The organism is Kitasatospora sp. NPDC048545 (assembly GCF_040651155.1).
Lineage (GTDB): Bacteria > Actinomycetota > Actinomycetes > Streptomycetales > Streptomycetaceae > Kitasatospora.
In genome coordinates this window covers 109,244-127,763 of record NZ_JBEZIQ010000015.1, presented here as the reverse complement: position 1 = coordinate 127,763, position 18,520 = coordinate 109,244, and the positions used below count along the sequence as shown (strand labels likewise).

Sequence of the window (18,520 nt, the reverse complement as noted above, 5' to 3'; positions counted from 1 at the left end):
AGGGGTGGGGGTCCGTGCCGGGCGCCCGCAGGCGCCCGGCACGACGTGGAGGGGGAGGGGCTTCGCCGGTCCCGTCACGAGACGGTCCACTCCTGGTTGGCCCGGCCGGTGCCGCAGGTCCACTGGACGACCTGGGCGCCGTCGGCCGTCGAGGCGCCCGTGACGTCCAGGCACTTGCCGCTGTTGGCGCTGGTCACGGTGTGGGTGGCCGGGGCGGGCAGCGGCGTCACGATGGTGTTGGCGAAGTCGGCGTGCTGGAAGCCGCCGACACCCAGGCCGATCTGGCCGGTGCCGTGGCCGGCGTCGGCCACCGAGGCGACCTGCACCTGGTCGATCGACGCGGTGAGGTTCTGGCCCTGCACGGCCAGCGTGAGGTTGTGCCAGGTGCCGGCCCCGGCGCCGGGGTAGCCGCCGCCCGCCAGCACGGTGTCGGCTCCGGCGCGGTCCTCGGTGAACAGGCTCCAGGCGCCGGTGTCGTCGATCTTCAGGTGGTAGCCGGAGCGGTCGTGGTCGACGTGGTCGATGCGGCCGAGCAGCTCGGCGGAGGTGCCGGCCTGTTCGAGGACGACGTCGGTGCTCGCCCGGTAGTGCGCCCAGGACGGGTCGCCCAGGAGGGTCAGCGGGGTGTAGTTCATGTCGTCGTGCCACGGGATGGGCGCCCGGGCGATCACCTGGCGCAGGCACATCGGGGTGGTCGCTCCGGACGGGCAGGGCGCGGTCTCGAAGGCGCCGGCCCAGTCGTGGAAGTAGCGGGCGGTGGCCCCCGTGGCGTAGCCGCTGAGGTCGGCCTGGTGGGGCAGCGGCATCGCGGTGGACGGGGGCGCCACGGCGGTGCCCTTGCCCTGGCCGGTGGTGGTGGTCACCGTGTAGACGTAACCGGGCTGCACGGTGAGGGAGTACGCGCCGCCCTTCGGCGTCACGTCCTGGGTGTGGACGAACCACCTCGACGGGTCGGTGGAGTTCATGTCGGTGGCCCAGACGTGCACCGGGCCGGCGGACAGGCCGCCGGCGACCTTGACGTTGACGGTCTGCGCGGCGGTGGCGTCGGTGGACTCGATGACCGCGCTGTAGTCCCGGCCGGACTTGAGCGTGACGTAACTCCCGCTGTGCGGGTCGCCGTTGGCGCCGGCGCCGGCGAGGTAGCCGCTGGAGGCGTCCAGGTACTGCCAGCCCGGCTTGGCGAACTGGGTGGTGTGCGCCATCACCCAGATGTCGCGGCCCACCGCGTAGTGGCCGGACCAGGGCTGGTCGGCGGCCATCAGGCCGGCGCCCGCGTAGGGCAGCTCCGAGGGCCAGGAGCTGACCAGCGCCCACTTGATGTCGGCGGTGATCCGGGCGTCGAGGTACTCGCGGTTGACGTTGCGGGCCAGGGCGGCCGGATCGGCGCCGTAGCTGTCGTTGTCGTCCTCGGAGGCCCACAGCCGCTTGCCCAGCCCGGTCGCGGTGCTGCTGCCCGGACAGGCCGTGTAGACCGGGGTCGAGTGCCAGCAGGTGCCGTGCAGGCCGATGACGCCGACGGCCTTGGCGAAGGCGGGGTCGCTCGCCATGTCCGCGGCGATCGACCAGTGCTCGTCGTCGCTGTCGGAGGCGACCAGGACGGTGTCCTGGTGGCCGTGGCCGTCCAGGTCGGCACGCAGCTTCTCGAACCAGGCCTTGTCGTAGCCGCGCTCGTTCCAGCCGCCGAGGTAGCCGACGTTCAGCCCGTGCTGCCGGGCGCAGCCGAGCCAGGACTCCAGGTACGTGATGTTGTCCTGGGACCAGACACCGCCGTTCAACCAGCCCGGCGCGGCCCATTCCAGGCCGTAGAAGGTGATCCCGGGGTTGCGGGCCTTGGCCTGCTCCATCAGCCACCACTCGTACCCGCGGCCGCAGTCGACCTCGGTGGGGGTGCGCATGTGGGACGGCTCGGGGCCGTCGGAGGAGTTGGCGTCGCCGCCGATCTCCACCTTCAGCATCTGCAGCGAGGCGCCATAACCGGGCTTGAACAGGTAGTCCAGCACCTGGCTGCGCTGGGGTTCGGGGTAGTCGACCAGCAGGCGCGAGGTGGCGCCGCCGCCGCTGATCGCGCCGAGCCCGTCGTAGGCCCGCCCCGGCGAGGAGCCGTCGATCGTCACGGACTGCGCGGCGGGAGCGGGCGCGGCCTCCGCGGCCGGCGCGGCCGCGACGGCGGTGGCGACGCCGAGTGCGAATGCCGCCAGGGCGGTGACGCCCCGGCGGAACGGATGGGGTGGTGTGCTCATCGAGTGCTCCTGCTCCTCGGGCCGGGTCGGCAGGGGATGGGGGTCACCAGCGCCGGGGTCACGGACGGACCGCCGGGACGGGCACTGGCGGGTGCATGCCGACCACCGGGAGGACAGTAGACCCAGCTTTCAACAACAATCAACAACTTCGAATGAAATGCAACACTCCTGGGCACCATGCCCACGAAGCCGACAGCTGATCCGCGCCGCCAGGCGGTGTCGCCGCCGATCACCGCCACGACCCCGCCATGCGCCATTGACGCCGCTCCGGCTTTGCTCGAAGCTGTCCGGGGCAACAACCTACCGATCGGTAAGTTTGCTTGAACGCGCCCAGGACCTGCTTCGATCCGGGAGATCACACTCGATCCAGCTTCTCCGAGCCAACCCCGCGCCACGCCGGGAGCGCAGTGACATAACGAGACTGTCTCAATAGCCCTCCAGGGGATCCATGAGCTTGACTCACCTCATGGTCAGGCGCTTTCTTTTGGTCCATCGCGTTTGATTGCGATGCTTTCTGATCGGTTCTGTTGCTTCTCGCCGGTCGGTCCCACACCCTCAGGAGCCCCCACCATGCACCTCTCCCACCGTGGCCGCCTGGCCTCGATCGCCGCGCTGAGCCTGGTCACCTCCTTCGGCCTGGCCGCCTGTTCCACCGGGCAGACGTCCTCCAACAGCGCGGACGCCCCGGTCGCGCCGGTGTCCGGCAAGGTCTCGATCACCTACCTGCAGAAGCAGGGCGACCAGCAGTACTTCGTGGACGAGGCCGCGGGCGCCAAGGCCAAGGCCGCCGAGCTGGGCGCCGAACTGAAGGTGGTGAACCTCGGCAACGACGCGAACAAGACGGTCGGCGAGGTGCAGGCCGCGATCGCGCAGAAGAGCAACGGCCTGATCATCGTGGTGCCGGACCCGGCGGTCGGCCCGCAGGTGGTCCAGACCGCCCGGGACGCGAAGGCCGCGCTGCTCACCTCCGACGACCAGGTCTGCGCGAGCGGACCGGCCCCGGCGCAGTGCGCGGCCGGCGACCTGGTGCCCCGGATCGGCTTCTCCGGCGAGCAGATGGGCGGCGAGGTCGGCAAGCGCGCCGCCGAGGAGTTCAAGAAGGCCGGCTGGAACGCGGGCGACACCCGGATCATCTCCGCCTGGAAGCAGGACGTCACCGTCTGCGGCGACCGCGTCAAGGCCGCCAGGGCGGCCTTCGACCAGGCCGTTCCGGGCGTACAGCTGATCGACGTCGCGACCGACAACACCCCGACCGGCGCGCAGGACAAGGTCGCCGCCACCATCACCGCCAACCCCGGCGTCAAGCACTGGGTGACCTGGGGCTGCAACGACGAGAACGTCCAGGGCGCCGTCACCGCCCTGCAGAACGCCGGCATCAGCCCGGACGACATCGACGGCGTCGGCCTGGGTGCCTACCTTGCGTGCAAGAACTGGGCGTCCGGCAAGCCCTCCGGCATGAAGGCCGCCCTGTTCATCAACGGCAAGGACGTCGGCGCCCTGTCGGTGCAGACCATGTACGACAAGCTCAAGAACGGCAAGGACTTCCCCAAGGAGGCCTTCGCCCCGACCAAGATGGTCGACGCCGCCACCTGGCAGTCCGCGGGCGTGTCCTGCAGCTGACGCCGCGTCGAGCCGCCGGTACGGCGGGCGGGCACCGACCCGCCGTACCGGCGCCGCTCCCGGAGACCCGTACGCGCGACCGCAGGCCCGCGCCCGGAGACCGTACGCCCGGCTCCCCAGACCGTACGCACCGCACTGCCAACGAGGCCCCGATGACCACACCCGCACCGTCCCCCCTCCCGCCGCCGAGCGGCTCCCCCGGCCTGAGCGCCGAGGGCGTGTCCAAGCGCTTCGGCTCCGTCCAGGCCCTGAAGGACGTCACCCTCACCTTCCCGCCCGGCCGGGTCACCGCCCTGATGGGCGAGAACGGCGCCGGGAAGTCCACCCTGCTGCGCATCCTCACCGGCGACCACCGCCCCACCGAGGGACGCGTCCTGCTGGACGGCGAGACCGTCGACCTGCACTCCCCGCAGGACGCCCGCCGCGCCGGGATCCGGATCATCCCGCAGGAACCCGAGATCATCCCGCACGTCCCGGTTGCCGAGAACGTCTACGCCGGCTCGCTGCCCCGCCGGGCCGGCCGTCGCCTGGACCGCGCCGAACTGCGCCGCCGGATCACCGCCGACCTGGCGCGCCTGGGCTTCGAGAAGGTCCTCGACCCCGACCTCCTCGGTTCCGAACTCACCGCCGCCCAGCGCCAGTTGGTCGAGATCATGCGAGCCCTGACCGGCGCCGTCCCGCCGCGGGCGATCGCCTTCGACGAGCCCACCTCCTCGCTCTCCGAGCACGAGGTCGAGGCCCTGTTCGCCCTGATCGGACGGCTTCGCGACGAGGGCATCGCGGTCATCTACGTCTCCCACCGGATGAAGGAGATCTTCCGGCTCGCCGACCGGATCGCCGTGCTGCGCGACGGCCGGGTCGCCGGGGTGGTCGAGGCCGGCGCCACCGACGAGAGCGAGCTCGTGCGGCTCATGGTCGGCCGCGACCTGTCCTCACTGTTCGTCCGCCAGCAGGTCGCCACCGACCGCGTCGTCCTGGACGTGCAGGGCCTCACCACCGACGACGTGAGCGGCATCAGCCTCCACGTGAAGGCCGGCGAGGTCGTCGCCCTGGCCGGCCTGATCGGCGCCGGACGCTCCGAACTCGCCCTCGCCCTGGCCGGCGACGCCCCGATCCGCTCCGGCACGGTGACCCTCAACGGCGAGGTCCTGCGGCTGAAGGACCCGCGCACCGCCATCGCCGCCGGCATCGGCCTGGCCCCCGAGGAGCGCAAGGCCCAGGCGCTGTTCCTGCAGCGCACCATCCGCGACAACACCTCGCTGGTCAGCCTGCGCCGACTCAGCCGCTGGCGCTTCGTGAAGCACCGCCAGGAGAAGGCCCTCGCCCAGGAGTACGCCGACCGGCTGCGGGTCCGCGCCCCCTCCATCGAGGCCGAGGTCCGCACCCTGTCCGGCGGCAACCAGCAGAAGGTCGTACTCGCCCGCTGGCTCGCCCACAGGCCCGACCTGCTGATCCTCGACGAACCCACCCGCGGCGTCGACATCGGCGCCAAGGCCGAGATCTACCAGATCATCGCCGACCTCGCCCGCGAGGGCACCGCCGTCCTGGTCATCTCCTCCGAGCTGCCCGAAGTCCTCGGCCTCGCCGACCGGGTCGTGGTGATGCAGAACGGCCGCACCACCGGCGAACTGAGCCGTGACCAGGCGACGGAGGAGGCCATCCTCGCCCTCGCCATGGCCGACGACCTCGCGACGGCCGACGACCTCGCCACCACCGCCCCCGCCCAGACCGGAGAGACCCGATGACCACCGCCACTCCCCCGACCACCCCGGCGCCGGACGCCGGGGCCCTGCCCGGCCGGTCCGGCGGCCCGCGCGCACTGCTCGCCACGATCGGCGGCCAGAACCTCAGCCTGATCGGCGCCCTCGCCGCCGTCGTCGCCCTCTTCGGCTCGCTCAACCCCAACTTCGTCGGCTGGGACAACATCCAGGTCATCGCCGAAGCCGCCACCATCTCCGGCCTGCTCGCCGTCGTCCAGACTGTCGTGATCATCTGCGGCGGCCTCGACATCTCGGTCGGCTCCCAGGCCGGCCTCGCCTCCGTCACCAGCGCCATGGTCTTCACGTCCGCCGGCTCCAGCCCCTTCCTCGGCATCGGGGCCGCGCTCGCCATCGGCGCCGGCATCGGCCTGTTCAACGGCGTCGTCATCATCTACGGCCGGGTCAACCCGACCATCGCCACCCTCGCCGGACTGGCCGCCTACAAGGGCGTCGCCCAACTCGTCTCGGACGGCCGCGCCCAGGGCTACGTTCTCAACGACCCGGTCTTCGTCTTCCTCAGCCGGGGCAAGATCGCCGGCCTGCCCACGATGGTGTGGCTGCTCATCCTCACCGCCGCAGCGGTGCACGCCCTGCTCACCTACACCGACATCGGCCGCAACATCTACGCCATCGGCGGCAACGACACCGCGGCCCGGCTGGCGGGCATCAACCTGAACAAGTACCTGATCGCCGCCTACGCCCTCTCCGGCACCGTCGCGGCCCTGGCCGGGGTGCTGCTCACCGCCCGCACCGGCAGCGGCCAGCCGGTCTCCGGCAGCGAGGGCCTGGAGCTGCAGTCGATCACCGCCGCGGCGCTCGGCGGCTGCGCCCTCAAGGGCGGCAAGGGGAGCATCGGCGGCACCCTGCTCGCCGTGGCGCTGCTCGGCGCCCTGCAGAACGGCCTCACCGTCCAGGGCATCAACGCCTTCTGGCAGAACGTCGCCCAGGGCGCCCTGCTGGTCGCCGCCGTCGTCATCCAGCAGCGCCGCAACCGCGAGCGCGCGGTCGGCCTGCCCGCCTGACCCCCAGACCCCCGTGCGGCGGGGCGCCGCAACGCCCCGCCGCACGGGAACCGGACCTCCCGGGACGCCGGACCTCCCGACGCACGCCGCGCGGGACCGCCTCCCCCACCGGGCCCGACCCGCGGACGCCGGGATCCGGTGTCCCGCTGGTCCGACTCCCCTGACGTCCGCCCCGGCCGGTCGCGTGACCGGTCCGCCGCACAGTGGCAGCGGGTCCGGAGCCGGCCGGTGGCGGAACGAGCGGTCGGCCGTCGAGGGTCGGCCGGACCGCGAACGGAACTGCCGGTGCCACCCTGAGAGTGACACCGGCAGTTCCGTGCATCCGGGCGGGTGCGGCAGCTCGTCGCCCCACGGCCTCGGCCGACGGACGTGGGAGGCACCGGCGTCCTGGAATACTGGATCATGTCGCGACCGGACGCGGCCCGGACGCCGACGCGAACGTTCCGGCCGCCCCGCCCCTCCCGGAGCGGTCGCGCGCGTCCGTCCACGACCGTGACAGGGTCGACCCCCGGAAGGAAGCGGGAGCAACCAGGCACCCGTTCGATCGAAAGGGCCTCCGTGGCTGATCAGAGTTTGCTCGCCCCGCAGCGCCAGGCGCTGATCCTGGAGGCCATCCGCAAGGCCGGCGCGGTACGCGTCGCCGAACTGGTCGAACAGTTCGGCGTGTCGGACATGACGATCCGCCGCGACCTGGACGCCCTGGCGCGCCAGGGCTCCGTGCAGAAGGTCCACGGCGGCGCCATCGCACTGGGAGCCGCGAGCACGGACGAGCCCGGCTTCGACGTCAAGTCCGAACTGGAGGAGGGCACCAAGGCCGCCCTCGCGGACGCGGCGGCGCAGCTCGTGGAACCGGGCAGCGTGGTCGCACTGTCCGCCGGCACCACCACCTACGCGGTCGCCTCCCGACTGCTGGAGATTCCGCAGCTGACGGTCGTGACCAACTCCCTGCGGATCGCGGACCTGCTGTGGGCGGCCGAGAGCGACGGGCGGGAGTCCGTCCCGTCGCTGCTGGTGACCGGAGGGGCGCCGACCCGCTCCGCGGCCCTGGTGGGGGCCCTCGCGGACCAGACGATCCGCACCCTCCACGTGGACCTGCTCATCCTGGGTGTGCACGGCGTCAGCGAGCGGGCCGGGCTCACCACGCCCAACCTGGCCGAGGCACAGACCAACCGGGCCCTGATCGCCTCCGCCCGCCGCACCGTCGTGGTCGCCGACCACACGAAGTGGGGCGTCGTCGGCCTGAGCAGCTTCGCGACCCTGGCGGAGGTCGACTGCTTCATCACCGACGACGCCCTTCCGGCGGCGGCCCGCAGCGAGCTCGCCGACGCGGTCGGCGAGCTCGTCGTGGTGCCGGCCGCCGGCTGACCGGGCGGCTCCGGACCGGTCAGGCCACCCGTCGCGCCCCTGCCGACGGCAGCGCGGTGAAAGCCACCGGGGCGGCGAAGCCCGCCGAGCGGAAGGTCGACCGCACCGCTTCCGCGACCGGTTCCACGTCGGCGGCCCCGACCAGGGCGATGACGGACCCGCCGAAACCGCCGCCGGTCATCCGGGCGCCCAGCGCGCCGGCGGCCACGGCGGCCTCGACCGCGAGGTCCGTCTCGGGGCAGGAGACCCGGTAGTCGTCGCGCAGCGAGGCGTGTCCGGCCGTCAGGATCGGCCCCAGCGCCGCGATCCGGCCGCCTTCCAGGTGCGCGATCGTGTCGACCACCCGCTGGTTCTCGGTGACCACGTGCCGCACCAGCGGGGCGAGTTCCCGGGGAAGGCGCGCGAGGGCCGCGGTGAGGTCGGCGGCCGGCAGGTCGCGCAGGGCGTCCAGACCGAGCAGGCCGGCGGCGCGCTCGCAGCCGGCCCGCACGGCGGCGTAGGCGCCGTCGCCGAGGTCGTGCTTGACCCGGGTGTCGATCACCAGCAGCCGCAGCCCGGCCGCCTCCAGGTCGAGCGGGACGTGCCGCTGCTCCAGCGTCCGGGTGTCCAGGAACAGCGCGGCGCCGTCGGTGCAGCAGGCGGAGGCCATCTGGTCCATCACCCCGCAGGGCACGCCGACGAAGGCGTTCTCGGCCCGCTGGGCGACCAGGGCGAGTTCCGGCGCGGACAGGCCGAGCCCGTACAGGTCGTTCAGGGCGGCGGCGGTGGCGCACTCCAGGGCGGCGGAGGAGGAGAGCCCGGCTCCGGTCGGCACGTCGCTGTCGAAGAACAGGTCGGCGCCGCCGACCGTGTGCCCGGCCTCGGCGAGGGCCCAGAACACGCCGACCGGGTAGGCGGCCCAGCTGGTGACCACGCCGGGGGCCAGGCCGTCGAGCGCGAGGTCGGTGATCGTGCCGTCGCCCTGGGCGCTGTACAGCCGCACCCGGCCGTCCTCGCGGCGGCGGGCGGTGACCTCGACGCTGTGCGGGAGTGCGATGGGCAGGACGAAACCGTCGTTGTAGTCGGTGTGCTCACCGATCAGGTTCACCCGGCCGGGAGCGGCCCACACGCCGCTCGGCCGGGCGCCGTGGACGGCCTCGAAGTCGATGGCGGCCTGCTCGGTCATCTGTTCAGCTCCCGTACGTCGTGCGCGTGCGTCGTTTTCGGCTCCCGCAGGGGCCATTCACCGGCGGACGGGAGCTGATTTCGACATAATCAAACATGATTGGCATCTGCGGTCAACACCTGCGGCTTTCCCGCCGGGGACAGCGCAAGTCGAGGACATCCGGCGATCGGCGGCAGGTCTAAACCTGTTGACAAACGATCGCAAATGTTTGATTCTGTTTGACGTCGGCACAGGCGGGCCGACGCCCCACGCATAAGGAGCACAGCGGTGCACAAGACCGCGACCAAGCTGGCCGACGGCCGCGCACTCTTCTACTACGACCGGGGGCCGGGCACGCTTCGCGACGCCCTGGACGAACGCCCGCTGGAGCCCGCCGCGAGCCTCTCCGAGACCCGGCTCGACCCGGTGCTCGGCGAGTGGGTGACGGTCGCCGCCCACCGCCAGCAGCGGACCTACCACCCGCCGGCCGGCGAGTGCCCGCTCTGCCCCTCCCGGGAAGGAAGACTGAGCGAGGTCCCGGCGGGCGACTACCAGGTCGTGGTCTTCGAGAACCGCTTCCCCTCGCTCGCCCCGGACTCGGCCGCTCATGTCACGGCCCACGACGAGCCCCTGCGCACCCTCCGGCCGGGCACCGGCCGCTGCGAGGTGGTCTGCTTCGCCCCCGACCACGACGCCTCCTTCGCCGACCTGGACGAGGCCAAGGCCCGTCTGGTGCTGGACGCCTGGACCGACCGCACGGCCGAGCTGTCCGCCCTGCCCGACGTGCAGCAGGTGTACTGCTTCGAGAACCGCGGCGAGGAGATCGGCGTCACGCTGGCCCACCCGCACGGGCAGATCTACGCCTTCCCCTTCGTCCCCTCCCGCACCACCCGGATGATCACCCGGGCCGAGGCGCACCGGGCGAGCACCGGACGTAACCTCTTCGAGGACCTCGTCGCCGCCGAACGGGCCGCCCCCGAACGCCTGGTGCTCCAGGGCGAGCACTGGACCGCCTTCGTACCGTTCGCCGCCCGCTGGCCGTACGAGGTCCACCTCTACCCCCACCGCCGGGTCCGCGACCTCACCGCACTGGACGAGGCCGAGCGCGCCGAGTTCCCCCGCCTCTACCTCGACCTGCTGCGCCGCTTCGACCGCCTGTTCCCCGCGCCCGCCGGCTCCGCGCCGAACCGGACCCCGTACATCTCCGCCTGGCACCAGGCGCCGAAGGACGGCGGCGACGAACTCGCGCTGCACCTGGAACTGTTCACCATCCGGCGCGCGCCCGGCAAGCTCAAGTACCTGGCGGGCGTGGAATCCGGACTCGACGCCTTCGTCACCGATGTGAACCCGGAGGCCGCCGCCGAGCGGCTGCGCGGCATCGTGCCCGGCTGACCCGGCGACCAGGAGGAGTTCGAGGACGGAGTCAAGCCGCCTGCGCGACCGGCTGAGTGGGGGTGAAGACCCGGCTGTCGCGCAGGTGGACCCACAGGACATCCACCGGCGCCGTGCGAGCGCGATCAGGGCTTGGACGTGGCCGCAGCCTCCGGCCGCGAACGACGACGGCCGCCCTCCCCCGACAGGGACGGGCGGCCGTGACGCTTCCCGGGTCAGGGCGTGGCGACCGCCGGCCGCGGCGCGGTCAGCACCCCGAGCAGGTGCGCCACCTCCCGGGCCACCGCCTCCCGGCCGGCCCCCAGATAGATCCGGGTGTCGACCAGCGCGGGCTCGGAGGCGAGGCGGTCGCGGACCGCCGCGGTGAACGCCTGGTTGAGGTGGGTCGCGATGTTGACCTTCGTCATGCCGTGCGCGACCGCCCGCGCCAAGGTCTCGTCCGACACCCCCGAGGAGCCGTGCAGCACCAGCGGCACCGGTACGGCGGCCCGCAGGGCGGCGACCAGGTCGAGGTCCAGCTTCGCGGTGCGGGTGAGCATGGCGTGCGAGGTACCCACGGCGACGGCCAGCGCGTCGACGCCGGTGCGCGCGGTGAACTCGGCCGCCTCGGCCGGGTCGGTCCGGGCACCCCGCGCGTGCACGCCGTCCTTGCCGCCGACCTCGCCGAGTTCGGCCTCCACCCAGACGTCCGAGGCGTGGCACAGCCCCGCCACCTCGGCCGTGGCCCGCACGTTCTGCGCGTACGGCAGCACCGAGGCGTCGAACATCACCGACCCGAAGCCGAGCCGGACCGCCTCCGCCACCAGGGCCGGCTCGGTGGCGTGGTCCAGGTGGACGGCCACCGGCACGGCCGCCGCCCGGGCCACCGCGAGCGCGGCGCCGCCGACGGGCGCGAGCCCCCCGTGGTAGCGCACCGCGTTCTCGCTGATCTGCAGGACCACCGGCACGCCGGCCGCCTCCGCCCCGGTGACGATGGCCTCGGCGTGTTCCAGCTGGATCACGTTGAACGCGCCGACACCGTAGCCGCCGCGGGCGGCGGGTGCGACGATCTCCCCGGTTCCGACTAGGGGCATGCTTCTCCTTGAGGGTGCGTCCGGCCGAGCTCCTCGGTCCGGACGAGGGCGAGCAGGTGGTGGGCCTCCGCGTCGAAACGGCCGGCCTGCGGGGCGAGGACAGCGGCGGCGGACAACGCCACGGCCCGGCGCAGGTGGGCGAGGAAGCGCCGCCACTCCGGCGGCGAGATCTCGGGCCCGGGTTCCAGGAGCACGGTGGTGTCCCGGTCGTCCGCCACCGCGACCGTCCGGCGGGTCTCCCCCGCGACCTCGACCCGTTCGTCCGGCAGTCCGGCCTCGGCAAGCTCGGCCCGGACGGCCTGTCCGGTCGGCCCGCCGACCAGGCCGGTGACGGTCGCGGCGTGCCCGGGGGCGGCGAGGACACGGGCGACGTTGATGCCCTTGCCGCCCGCCTGCCCGCTGACGCTCCGCACGCGGTTGCTCGCGTGCGGCCGGACCTCCGGCAGCCGGTAGGTGAGGTCCGGGGCGGCGTCGAGCGTGACGGTGAGGATCACCGGCCACCACCCGCCGACAGATCCTCGGCCAGCAGGGCCGCCCCCAGACTGCCGGCCCGGTGACCCAGTTCCGCGGCCACCAGCGGCGGCGCCGGGCGGAACGGCAGCCGCTCGGCGAGTGCGGTCCCCAGCTGCGTCAGGTACGCCTCGCCGGCCAGGGCCAGCCCGCCGCCGATGACCAGGCGCTCCGGGTCGAGCAGCACGGTCAGCGCGGCCAGGCCGTCGGCCAGCGCCTCGACCGCCTCGGTCCAGACCCGGCCGGCCGGGCGGTCGCCCGACACGGCCCGGGCGCGGACGTCCTCGGCGCTCGCCCCGGCGTCCCCGGTGGCCCTCCGGTAGCGGCGGGCGATCGCCGAGGCGGAGGCCAGCGTCTCCACGCAGCCGTGGTTGCCGCAGACGCACGGATCGCCGCCGGGTCGTACCACCAGGTGGCCCAGTTCGCCCGCGAATCCGCGGCTGCCCGCGAACACCCGTCCGCCGACCACCGGCGCGGCGGCGATCCCGGTGCCGACCGGGACGAAGACGAAGGAGGCGCAGCCGCGCCCCGCGCCCAGGCGGCTCTCCGCCAGGGCGCCGGCCCGGACGTCGTGCCCGAAGGCCACCGGGAGGTCCAGGTGCTCCTCCGCCCGGCTGCGCACGGGCAGGTCGCGCCAGCCGAGGTTGGCGGCGAGGACGGCGGTGCCGCTGGTCTCGTCCACCAGGCCGGGGACGGCGATCCCGGCAGCCCGTGGCGGCGTGCCCCGACGGGCGGCTCGGGCCCTCAGGTCGTCCGCGCACCGCAGCACCGTGTCGAGGACGGCGTCCGGCCCGCGCTCGGCCCGGGTGGGCCACTGCGCGGACTCGACCGGCCGGCCGCCGTCGACCACGACGCCCTTGATGTGCGTGCCGCCGACGTCCAGCGCGATGACACTGTCTGCGACCGGGGTCACGACCCGTCCAGCACGATCGACCGGGTCAGGTGGCGCGGACGGTCGGGGTCCAGGCCGCGGCCGACGGCCAGCCGGACGGCGAGGCGCTGTGCTCGGATCAGGTCCGCCAGCGGGTCGAGGTCGGACACCGAGACCCGCGCACCGGTCCGCTCGATCTGCGGCACGAGGCCCGCCGGCGGCACGCCGAGGAACCACACCACACTGCCGGGGCCGCTGACGCTGATCGGTCCGTGCCGGTACTCCATGGCCGGGTAGGACTCCGTCCACGAGGAGGACGCCTCCCGGACCTTGAGCGCCGCCTCCTGCGCCACGCCGCAGGTCCAGCCGGTGCCCAGGAAGGTGAACTGTCCGGCGCCGAGCGCCCCTTCGGGCAGCGCGGCGGTCAGTGCCCGGCTCGCCTGCTGGGGCAGGTCCGGCGGCACGGCGCCCAGGTGCGCGCGCAGCAGGACGAGGGCGGTGGTGGCGAACCTGGTCTGCACGACGGACTCCTCGTCGGCGAACTCCAGTGCCACCACGTGCCGGGCGACCTCGCCGACCGGGGTGGACGGGTCGGCGGTGATCGCCACCGTCTCGGTGCCCCGGGTGCGCGCCAGCGCGTCCAGCACCTCGGTGGTCGTACCGGAGCGGGTGAGGGCCACCACCCGGTCGTAGCGCCGGGCCGTCGGGAACTCGGAGGCAGCGAAGGCGTCGGTCTCCCCCAGTCCGAGGCTCTCGCGCAGCGCCGCGTAGGCCTGGGCGATGTACAGCGAGGTGCCGCAGCCGACGACCGCCACGCGCTCGCCGGGTTCGGGCAGCTGCTTCGGGGTCAGGTCGAGGGCGCGCTGCCAGCACTCGGGCTGGCTCGCGATCTCGTCGTCCACGTGGGCCATGACGTCCTCCTGGGTTGTCGTGCACGTTCGTGTGCGGTCGTGCACGTTCGTGTGCGGTCGCGCGTCGGGTGGGAATGGGGGGTGCCGGGCCCCGGGGTGGCAGCCCCGGGAGCCCGGCGCCGGGCCCGTCTCCCCGGACGGGCCCGGGTCAGCCGATCGACCACCGCTGCAGCGGCGAGCCGGTGTCCGGCTCCTGCGTCACCGGGGCGCCGTCGGCGGTCGAGGCGGTGGTGAGCTGCAGTCCGCTGCGGGCCGAGGTGACGGTGTACGAGCCGTCGCCCGTCGGCCGGACCTTCCAGTGCTGGTTGGCGCCGCCGGTGCACGGCCACTGGATGATCCGGGCGCCGGCGGCGGTGGAGCCGCCGTCGACGTCGGCGCACATCGACGAGAGGCCGTTGACCAGCTCGTAGGAGCCGTCCGGCTGCCGACGGAACTGCCACAGCTGGTTGGCGGCGCCGGACGCGGTCCAGGTGATGAGGCCGTTCCCGGCGGTGGTGCTGCCGTCCGCGTCGTCGAGGGCCTTGCCGCCCGTGGTCGGCGTGTGGTTCCCGCTGAGGTCCGGCGCGACCGTCCAGGTGAAGGTGGCCGAGGCGCTCGCGGTGCCGGACGAGGCGGTGACGGTGACGGTGGAGACCCCGGCACCGGTCGGGGTGCCGGTGATCAGGCCCGCGGGGCTGACGGAGAACCCGGCGGGCAGGCCGGTCGCCGTGAAGGCGAGCGGCTTGCCGGCGCTGTCGGTGGCCCCGAGCCGGACCGAGGCGGCCTGGCCCACGGTGCCGGACTGGTCGCCGGGGGCGGTGAGCACGACCGCCTCGGGGGCCGTTCCGGTCGGGGCGAAGGAGAGGGCCTGCTCGGCCGCCGTGCGGCCGGCACCGACCGTGCTGCCCGTGGTGTCGCTCCAGGAACGGGCGGGCGCGGTCTCGGCGAGCCGCCCGGCGGTGCCGGACATGCCGATCACCAGGCCGCTGTAACGGTTCACCAGCTGGAATCGGCCCTTGTCGGCCTTGCCGGGGAGGATGAACCACTGCTGACCGACCGTGGCGTTCCCACCGACGGCGGTGGTCGCGGTCAGCCCGGCGCCCCAGGCCCGGCCGGCCGTCGACGCGGAGTCGACGCCCAGCAGCTGCCCGGTGGCCGCGTTGGCGATCCGGTAGGAGCCGTCTCCCTCGGCCAGGAACCTCCAGGACTCGCGGACGGATCCGGCGGGCCGGGCCGCGGAGGTGACCGCGGAGCCGCCGGCGGCCTGGGTGAGGACCCGGCCGTTGCCGCTCTGGATCCGGTAGGTCCTCGTCAGGTCGACCGGCGGGGCGGTCGGCGCGGAGGAGTCGATGGTGATGTCGGCGTACTCGCCGTCGGAGGTGGCGCAGGCGATGGAGCAGTACGAGCGGAAGGTCCTGCCGATGACGGTGCCGCCGGTGCGAGGCGGGGTCGAGCATCCAGCGGTACCAGGAGCCGGAGGTGTAGCCGCTGCCGCTGTCGCCGATCAGGCTCCACTGCTGGGTGGCGAGGTCCTTGGTGGCGTAGAACTGCTGCGGTGCGGTGCCGGAGACCACCTCGGGTTCGCCGATGTACAGGCCCAGGTAGGCGTCGTAGGCGATGTTCATGATGAACAGCGGTGACTTGGCCGGGAGTCGGCCCGCCCGGACCTGCTGGTCCACCGAGCCGGGGGTGCTCGGGTGGTAGTCGTTCGCGGGCGGGGTGTACCCGGTCGGCGCCGTCGGGGTGACCGGCACCATGGTGCTCTCCAGGCCGCCCCGGCCGGGCTGCGCCCAGGTGCCGTCGTACCACTTCTGCCACGAGCCGGGCGCCATCTTCCCCGAGATCGGGGCGCGCGCGACGTGGGCCAGGCCGCCGTTGCCGCCGCCCACGCCGGCCTTGGGGATGATCCGGGAGCCGTAGTAGACGTAGAAGTAGCCCGAGGCGGTGTCGACGAACAGGCGGGGGTCACCGTCGCCGTAGTCGTAGGTCTGGTTGGGGAAGGCGGCGTCGTCACCCCGGGCGGTGCTGTACGGGGAGGTGATGACGTGGTCCTTGATGGCCCAGGTCCGGCCCTGGTCGGTGGAGACGGCGTAGTCGATCGCGTCGTAGTGCAGGCCGTCGCCGAAGGGCTGCGGGGTGAACTCGTTGTGCACCAGCCCGTACCAGTCGCCGGTGTCCGGGTCGACCCAGACCCCGACCAGGTCGCAGAAGTTGCGCTGGGAGTAGCCGGAGCCCTGCGGCGGGTCGGTGGCCGGCAGACCGGTGGGGCTGTTGTTGCACCGCCGGGTGGTGTCGTCGTTCCGGTCGTTCGGGTCGGCGGGGTTGACGGCGTCGCTGATCGCGGCCGACCTGGTGGCGCTCTCGAAGTCCTTGCCGGTGTAGAAGTCCCACTGCCGCGAGTCCTTCGCGCCGTACAGCGAGTGCGACTGCTGGAAGTAGAACGTGCCGTCCTTGTCGGTGTAGACACCGGCCGGCGTGTCGTCGGGGTACGCGTACGAGCCGGTCCCGCCGATCGCGATCGTGTACGTGGCGGCGGGCGCCGGTTTGGCGGGGGCCGGTGCGGGTGCGGCGGACAGGGTGCCGGCGCCGAGCGCCGCCAGCGCGGTGGCGGTGAGCGCGTGGGCCCATCGGGTGCGTAGGAGTGACACGGGTACTGCTCCTCTTCCGTGACGGGGCGCACCGTTGCGCCCCTGCTGTGGGGGGTGCGGAACGGGAGAGTGGTCGCGGGGGAAGCCGGCGGTCAGCCGTCGGCCATCCGGAAGTCGTACTGCGGCGGCACCGGTGTGCCGGGGTGGACGGCGAGCCAGAGGGAGTCCAGGGAGAGTTCACCCTCGCGCATGGTATCGACCTGGATCCCCTCGGCCAGCAGGCGCCGGACCCGGTCGTCGTCGCCGCAGGCGTGCGCCGCCTCCGCCTCGACCAGCCTGATCCGCCCGTGCGCCCGGTCAGCCGGGGAGAGCTCCTCGATCAACGCCAGGGCCTCGGCGGAGCGCTCGGCACGCCGCAGCGACTCCAGCGTCTCGATCGTCAACTCCCGTAGTTCCGGCCGGAGTCGGTGAGCCGAACGCATGAGCTCGGCGGCCTCCCGCGGTTCCGGCGTGAGGAACGCGAGCGAGCGCAGCGCCCAGGGCGAGGCCTGCGCGGCGACGGAGCGCTCGAACGCCTCCCGGGCGGACTCCCGCTCCCCGGCCGCCAGACGCAGCAGCCCGAGCTGGTACAGCGCGTGCCAGTCCGTGGCGTGCCCCTCCAGCAGCAGCTGCCAGTGCGCGCCGGTGACCGGCTCGGCCGGCGGGTCGCAGACCGGGAGCGTTCCGGTCTTGAGGAGTTGCCGCCAGGGCTCCTGGGCGGCCGTCGGCTCGCCGAAGGGCAGACCGGGCGAGGCCGGCAGGGCGCCGGCCTCGATCTCCAGCGCGGCCCAGCCTGCGCCCTCGGCCAGCACCTCTTCGGGCGCGCCGAACCCGTCGGCCAGCGCGTCGGCCAGCTCCAGCTCCAGCGGCGGGACCAGCCGGTCCAGCGCCTCGCCGGCGGCCTCCCGGGCGCCTTCCCAACTCCCGTGCACGACCTGCGGATCGGCCTGCAGCAGGCCGTACGCCTCGGTCCAGGACCAGGTGGCGCCGGCGGGCATCGGGAGGTGCTCCAACTGGGTGCGGGCCAGGCCCGCCTGGATCTCCAGGTACGCGGCACCCGGGCCGGAGAGCCACTCCTGCCAGTGCTTGCCGCCGGTGCCGGTGCCCCAGCAGAACAGCTTGCGGCCGCGCAGCCGCGCGGTGGAGGTCTGGACGAGCCCGGTGCCGGCGCGGTCCAGCGCGGCGATCCAGGGGCGTCGGCCGGCGGGCAGGTCGAGGAAGTAGTCGGCGGCGCGCGGCAGCCGGCCGGGGTAGCTGCGGTCGGTGCCGTCGACCTCCGGGAAGGGCACCCGCCGCAGGTCGCTGACGTAGTCGCAGTGGAAGGCGTGGCCGGCCGGGCCGAGGACCCGGACGTCCCGGTCCTCGGGCACGGCGATGTTGGACCACCAGTAGACCGGCGTCTCGGTGGGCGAGGGGTTGTGCACGGCGATGTGGACGTACAGCACCGGGGAGCCGGCGGGCAGCCAGGCATCCAGTCGCAGGACCAGGCGCCGCAGCCGCTCGAAGGCGTACATCCGCAGGACCGGGGTGCCGTCCGGCGCCGCCACCCGGACGGCGTGCAGCGGCTCGCAGGTCAGCGGCCAGTGCCCGGTGGCGCCGAGGTTCCACTCCACCCCGCCGGCCAGCCAGGCGTCACGCAGGGCGAGGTTGGCGGGCTGGAGGATCCGGTTGCGGTGCAGCAGCTCCCGCCCGCTCGGCCGGTGGACCAGAGACCACAGCCGCCCGCCGAGCGAGGGCAGGAAGGTCGCGGTCAGGTTCTCGTTCTCCAGGACCACGCACGGGAGTTCACGCTCCGCGCGGACGCGGTCGTACCCGCCCTGCCGGGTGTACGGCAGCAGCGTGCCGGGCACCCCGTAGGCGAGGTTGCGGCGCATCTCGTCGTCGACCCCGGCGCCGGCCCCGGTCTGCCGGGGCAGGCCGTGCAGGATCGGCAGGGCGCCGCCGACCGGGTCGGGGGTGCCGTCGATGCGGAGCAGGTCGGTGCGCAGTGTCGAGGTCACGCGGGA

At 73.7% G+C, this 18,520-nt stretch carries 13 protein-coding genes and 1 pseudogene; 5 read left to right on the top strand and 9 right to left on the bottom strand.

Annotated elements, in window-relative coordinates:
- Positions 1-74: 74 nt before the first annotated feature.
- Complete coding sequence (locus tag AB0D10_RS16920; protein ID WP_360256604.1) at positions 75-2,240, bottom strand: RICIN domain-containing protein; 2,166 nt, start codon at positions 2,238-2,240, stop codon at positions 75-77.
- A 570-nt stretch (positions 2,241-2,810) separates the two neighbouring features.
- Here AB0D10_RS16920 and AB0D10_RS16915 point away from each other — a divergent pair.
- From AB0D10_RS16915 to AB0D10_RS16900, 4 genes are all read left to right on the top strand, one after another.
- Complete coding sequence (locus AB0D10_RS16915) at positions 2,811-3,860, top strand: substrate-binding domain-containing protein (RefSeq protein WP_360256602.1); 1,050 nt, start codon at positions 2,811-2,813, stop codon at positions 3,858-3,860.
- Positions 3,861-4,012: 152 nt separating this feature from the next.
- Positions 4,013-5,605, top strand: coding sequence for a sugar ABC transporter ATP-binding protein (locus tag AB0D10_RS16910; RefSeq protein ID WP_360256599.1), 1,593 nt, complete (start codon positions 4,013-4,015; stop codon positions 5,603-5,605).
- On the top strand, positions 5,602-6,642 hold the full coding sequence (locus AB0D10_RS16905) for an ABC transporter permease (protein ID WP_360256596.1): 1,041 nt from the start codon (positions 5,602-5,604) through the stop codon (positions 6,640-6,642). Before AB0D10_RS16910 ends, AB0D10_RS16905 begins: the two co-directional genes overlap by 4 nt.
- Positions 6,643-7,200: 558 nt before the next feature.
- Positions 7,201-8,007: a DeoR/GlpR family DNA-binding transcription regulator gene (locus AB0D10_RS16900; protein WP_360256593.1), complete on the top strand. Its 807-nt coding sequence runs from the start codon at positions 7,201-7,203 to the stop codon at positions 8,005-8,007.
- A gap of 19 nt (positions 8,008-8,026) precedes the next feature.
- Here the strand turns inward: AB0D10_RS16900 and galK are convergent, their stop codons facing one another.
- On the bottom strand, positions 8,027-9,172 hold the full coding sequence (galK, locus tag AB0D10_RS16895) for a galactokinase (RefSeq protein WP_360256590.1): 1,146 nt from the start codon (positions 9,170-9,172) through the stop codon (positions 8,027-8,029).
- A 267-nt stretch (positions 9,173-9,439) separates the two neighbouring features.
- Here galK and galT point away from each other — a divergent pair, with 267 nt between their 5' ends.
- Complete coding sequence (gene galT / locus AB0D10_RS16890) at positions 9,440-10,543, top strand: galactose-1-phosphate uridylyltransferase (protein ID WP_360256587.1); 1,104 nt, start codon at positions 9,440-9,442, stop codon at positions 10,541-10,543.
- Between the two features lie 215 nt (positions 10,544-10,758).
- On the opposite strand, the gene AB0D10_RS16885 is transcribed toward galT, so the two are convergent.
- The 7 genes and pseudogenes from AB0D10_RS16885 to AB0D10_RS16855 form a co-directional block, all read right to left on the bottom strand.
- A complete protein-coding gene (locus AB0D10_RS16885) occupies positions 10,759-11,616 on the bottom strand; it encodes a class II fructose-bisphosphate aldolase (RefSeq protein ID WP_360256584.1) in 858 nt (285 codons plus the stop codon).
- Positions 11,607-12,110: a PfkB family carbohydrate kinase gene (locus AB0D10_RS16880; protein ID WP_360256581.1), complete on the bottom strand. Its 504-nt coding sequence runs from the start codon at positions 12,108-12,110 to the stop codon at positions 11,607-11,609. The genes AB0D10_RS16885 and AB0D10_RS16880 overlap by 10 nt, the downstream gene beginning before the upstream one ends.
- Positions 12,107-13,039, bottom strand: a complete 933-nt coding sequence (locus tag AB0D10_RS16875) for an ROK family protein (RefSeq protein ID WP_360256578.1) — start codon at positions 13,037-13,039, stop codon at positions 12,107-12,109. Before AB0D10_RS16875 ends, AB0D10_RS16880 begins: the two co-directional genes overlap by 4 nt.
- Positions 13,036-13,908, bottom strand: coding sequence for an SIS domain-containing protein (locus tag AB0D10_RS16870; protein WP_360256575.1), 873 nt, complete (start codon positions 13,906-13,908; stop codon positions 13,036-13,038). Before AB0D10_RS16870 ends, AB0D10_RS16875 begins: the two co-directional genes overlap by 4 nt.
- Positions 13,909-14,056: 148 nt before the next feature.
- Complete coding sequence (locus AB0D10_RS16865; protein ID WP_360256573.1) at positions 14,057-14,887, bottom strand: RICIN domain-containing protein; 831 nt, start codon at positions 14,885-14,887, stop codon at positions 14,057-14,059.
- Positions 14,888-14,905: 18 nt separating this feature from the next.
- Positions 14,906-15,184 (bottom strand): annotated as a pseudogene (locus tag AB0D10_RS16860) (RICIN domain-containing protein); the annotation flags it as partial.
- Positions 15,185-16,627: 1,443 nt separating this feature from the next.
- On the bottom strand, positions 16,628-18,514 hold the full coding sequence (locus AB0D10_RS16855; RefSeq protein ID WP_360256571.1) for a DUF5107 domain-containing protein: 1,887 nt from the start codon (positions 18,512-18,514) through the stop codon (positions 16,628-16,630).
- Positions 18,515-18,520: the final 6 nt, after the last annotated feature.

Coding starts and splice junctions, on each gene's coding strand:
- AB0D10_RS16920 (WP_360256604.1), bottom strand. CDS start 2,240: ATGAGCACACCACCCCATCCGTTCCGCCGGGGCGTCACCGCCCTGGCG.
- AB0D10_RS16915 (WP_360256602.1), top strand. CDS start 2,811: ATGCACCTCTCCCACCGTGGCCGCCTGGCCTCGATCGCCGCGCTGAGC.
- AB0D10_RS16910 (WP_360256599.1), top strand. CDS start 4,013: ATGACCACACCCGCACCGTCCCCCCTCCCGCCGCCGAGCGGCTCCCCC.
- AB0D10_RS16905 (WP_360256596.1), top strand. CDS start 5,602: ATGACCACCGCCACTCCCCCGACCACCCCGGCGCCGGACGCCGGGGCC.
- galK (WP_360256590.1), bottom strand. CDS start 9,172: ATGACCGAGCAGGCCGCCATCGACTTCGAGGCCGTCCACGGCGCCCGG.
- AB0D10_RS16885 (WP_360256584.1), bottom strand. CDS start 11,616: ATGCCCCTAGTCGGAACCGGGGAGATCGTCGCACCCGCCGCCCGCGGC.
- AB0D10_RS16870 (WP_360256575.1), bottom strand. CDS start 13,908: ATGGCCCACGTGGACGACGAGATCGCGAGCCAGCCCGAGTGCTGGCAG.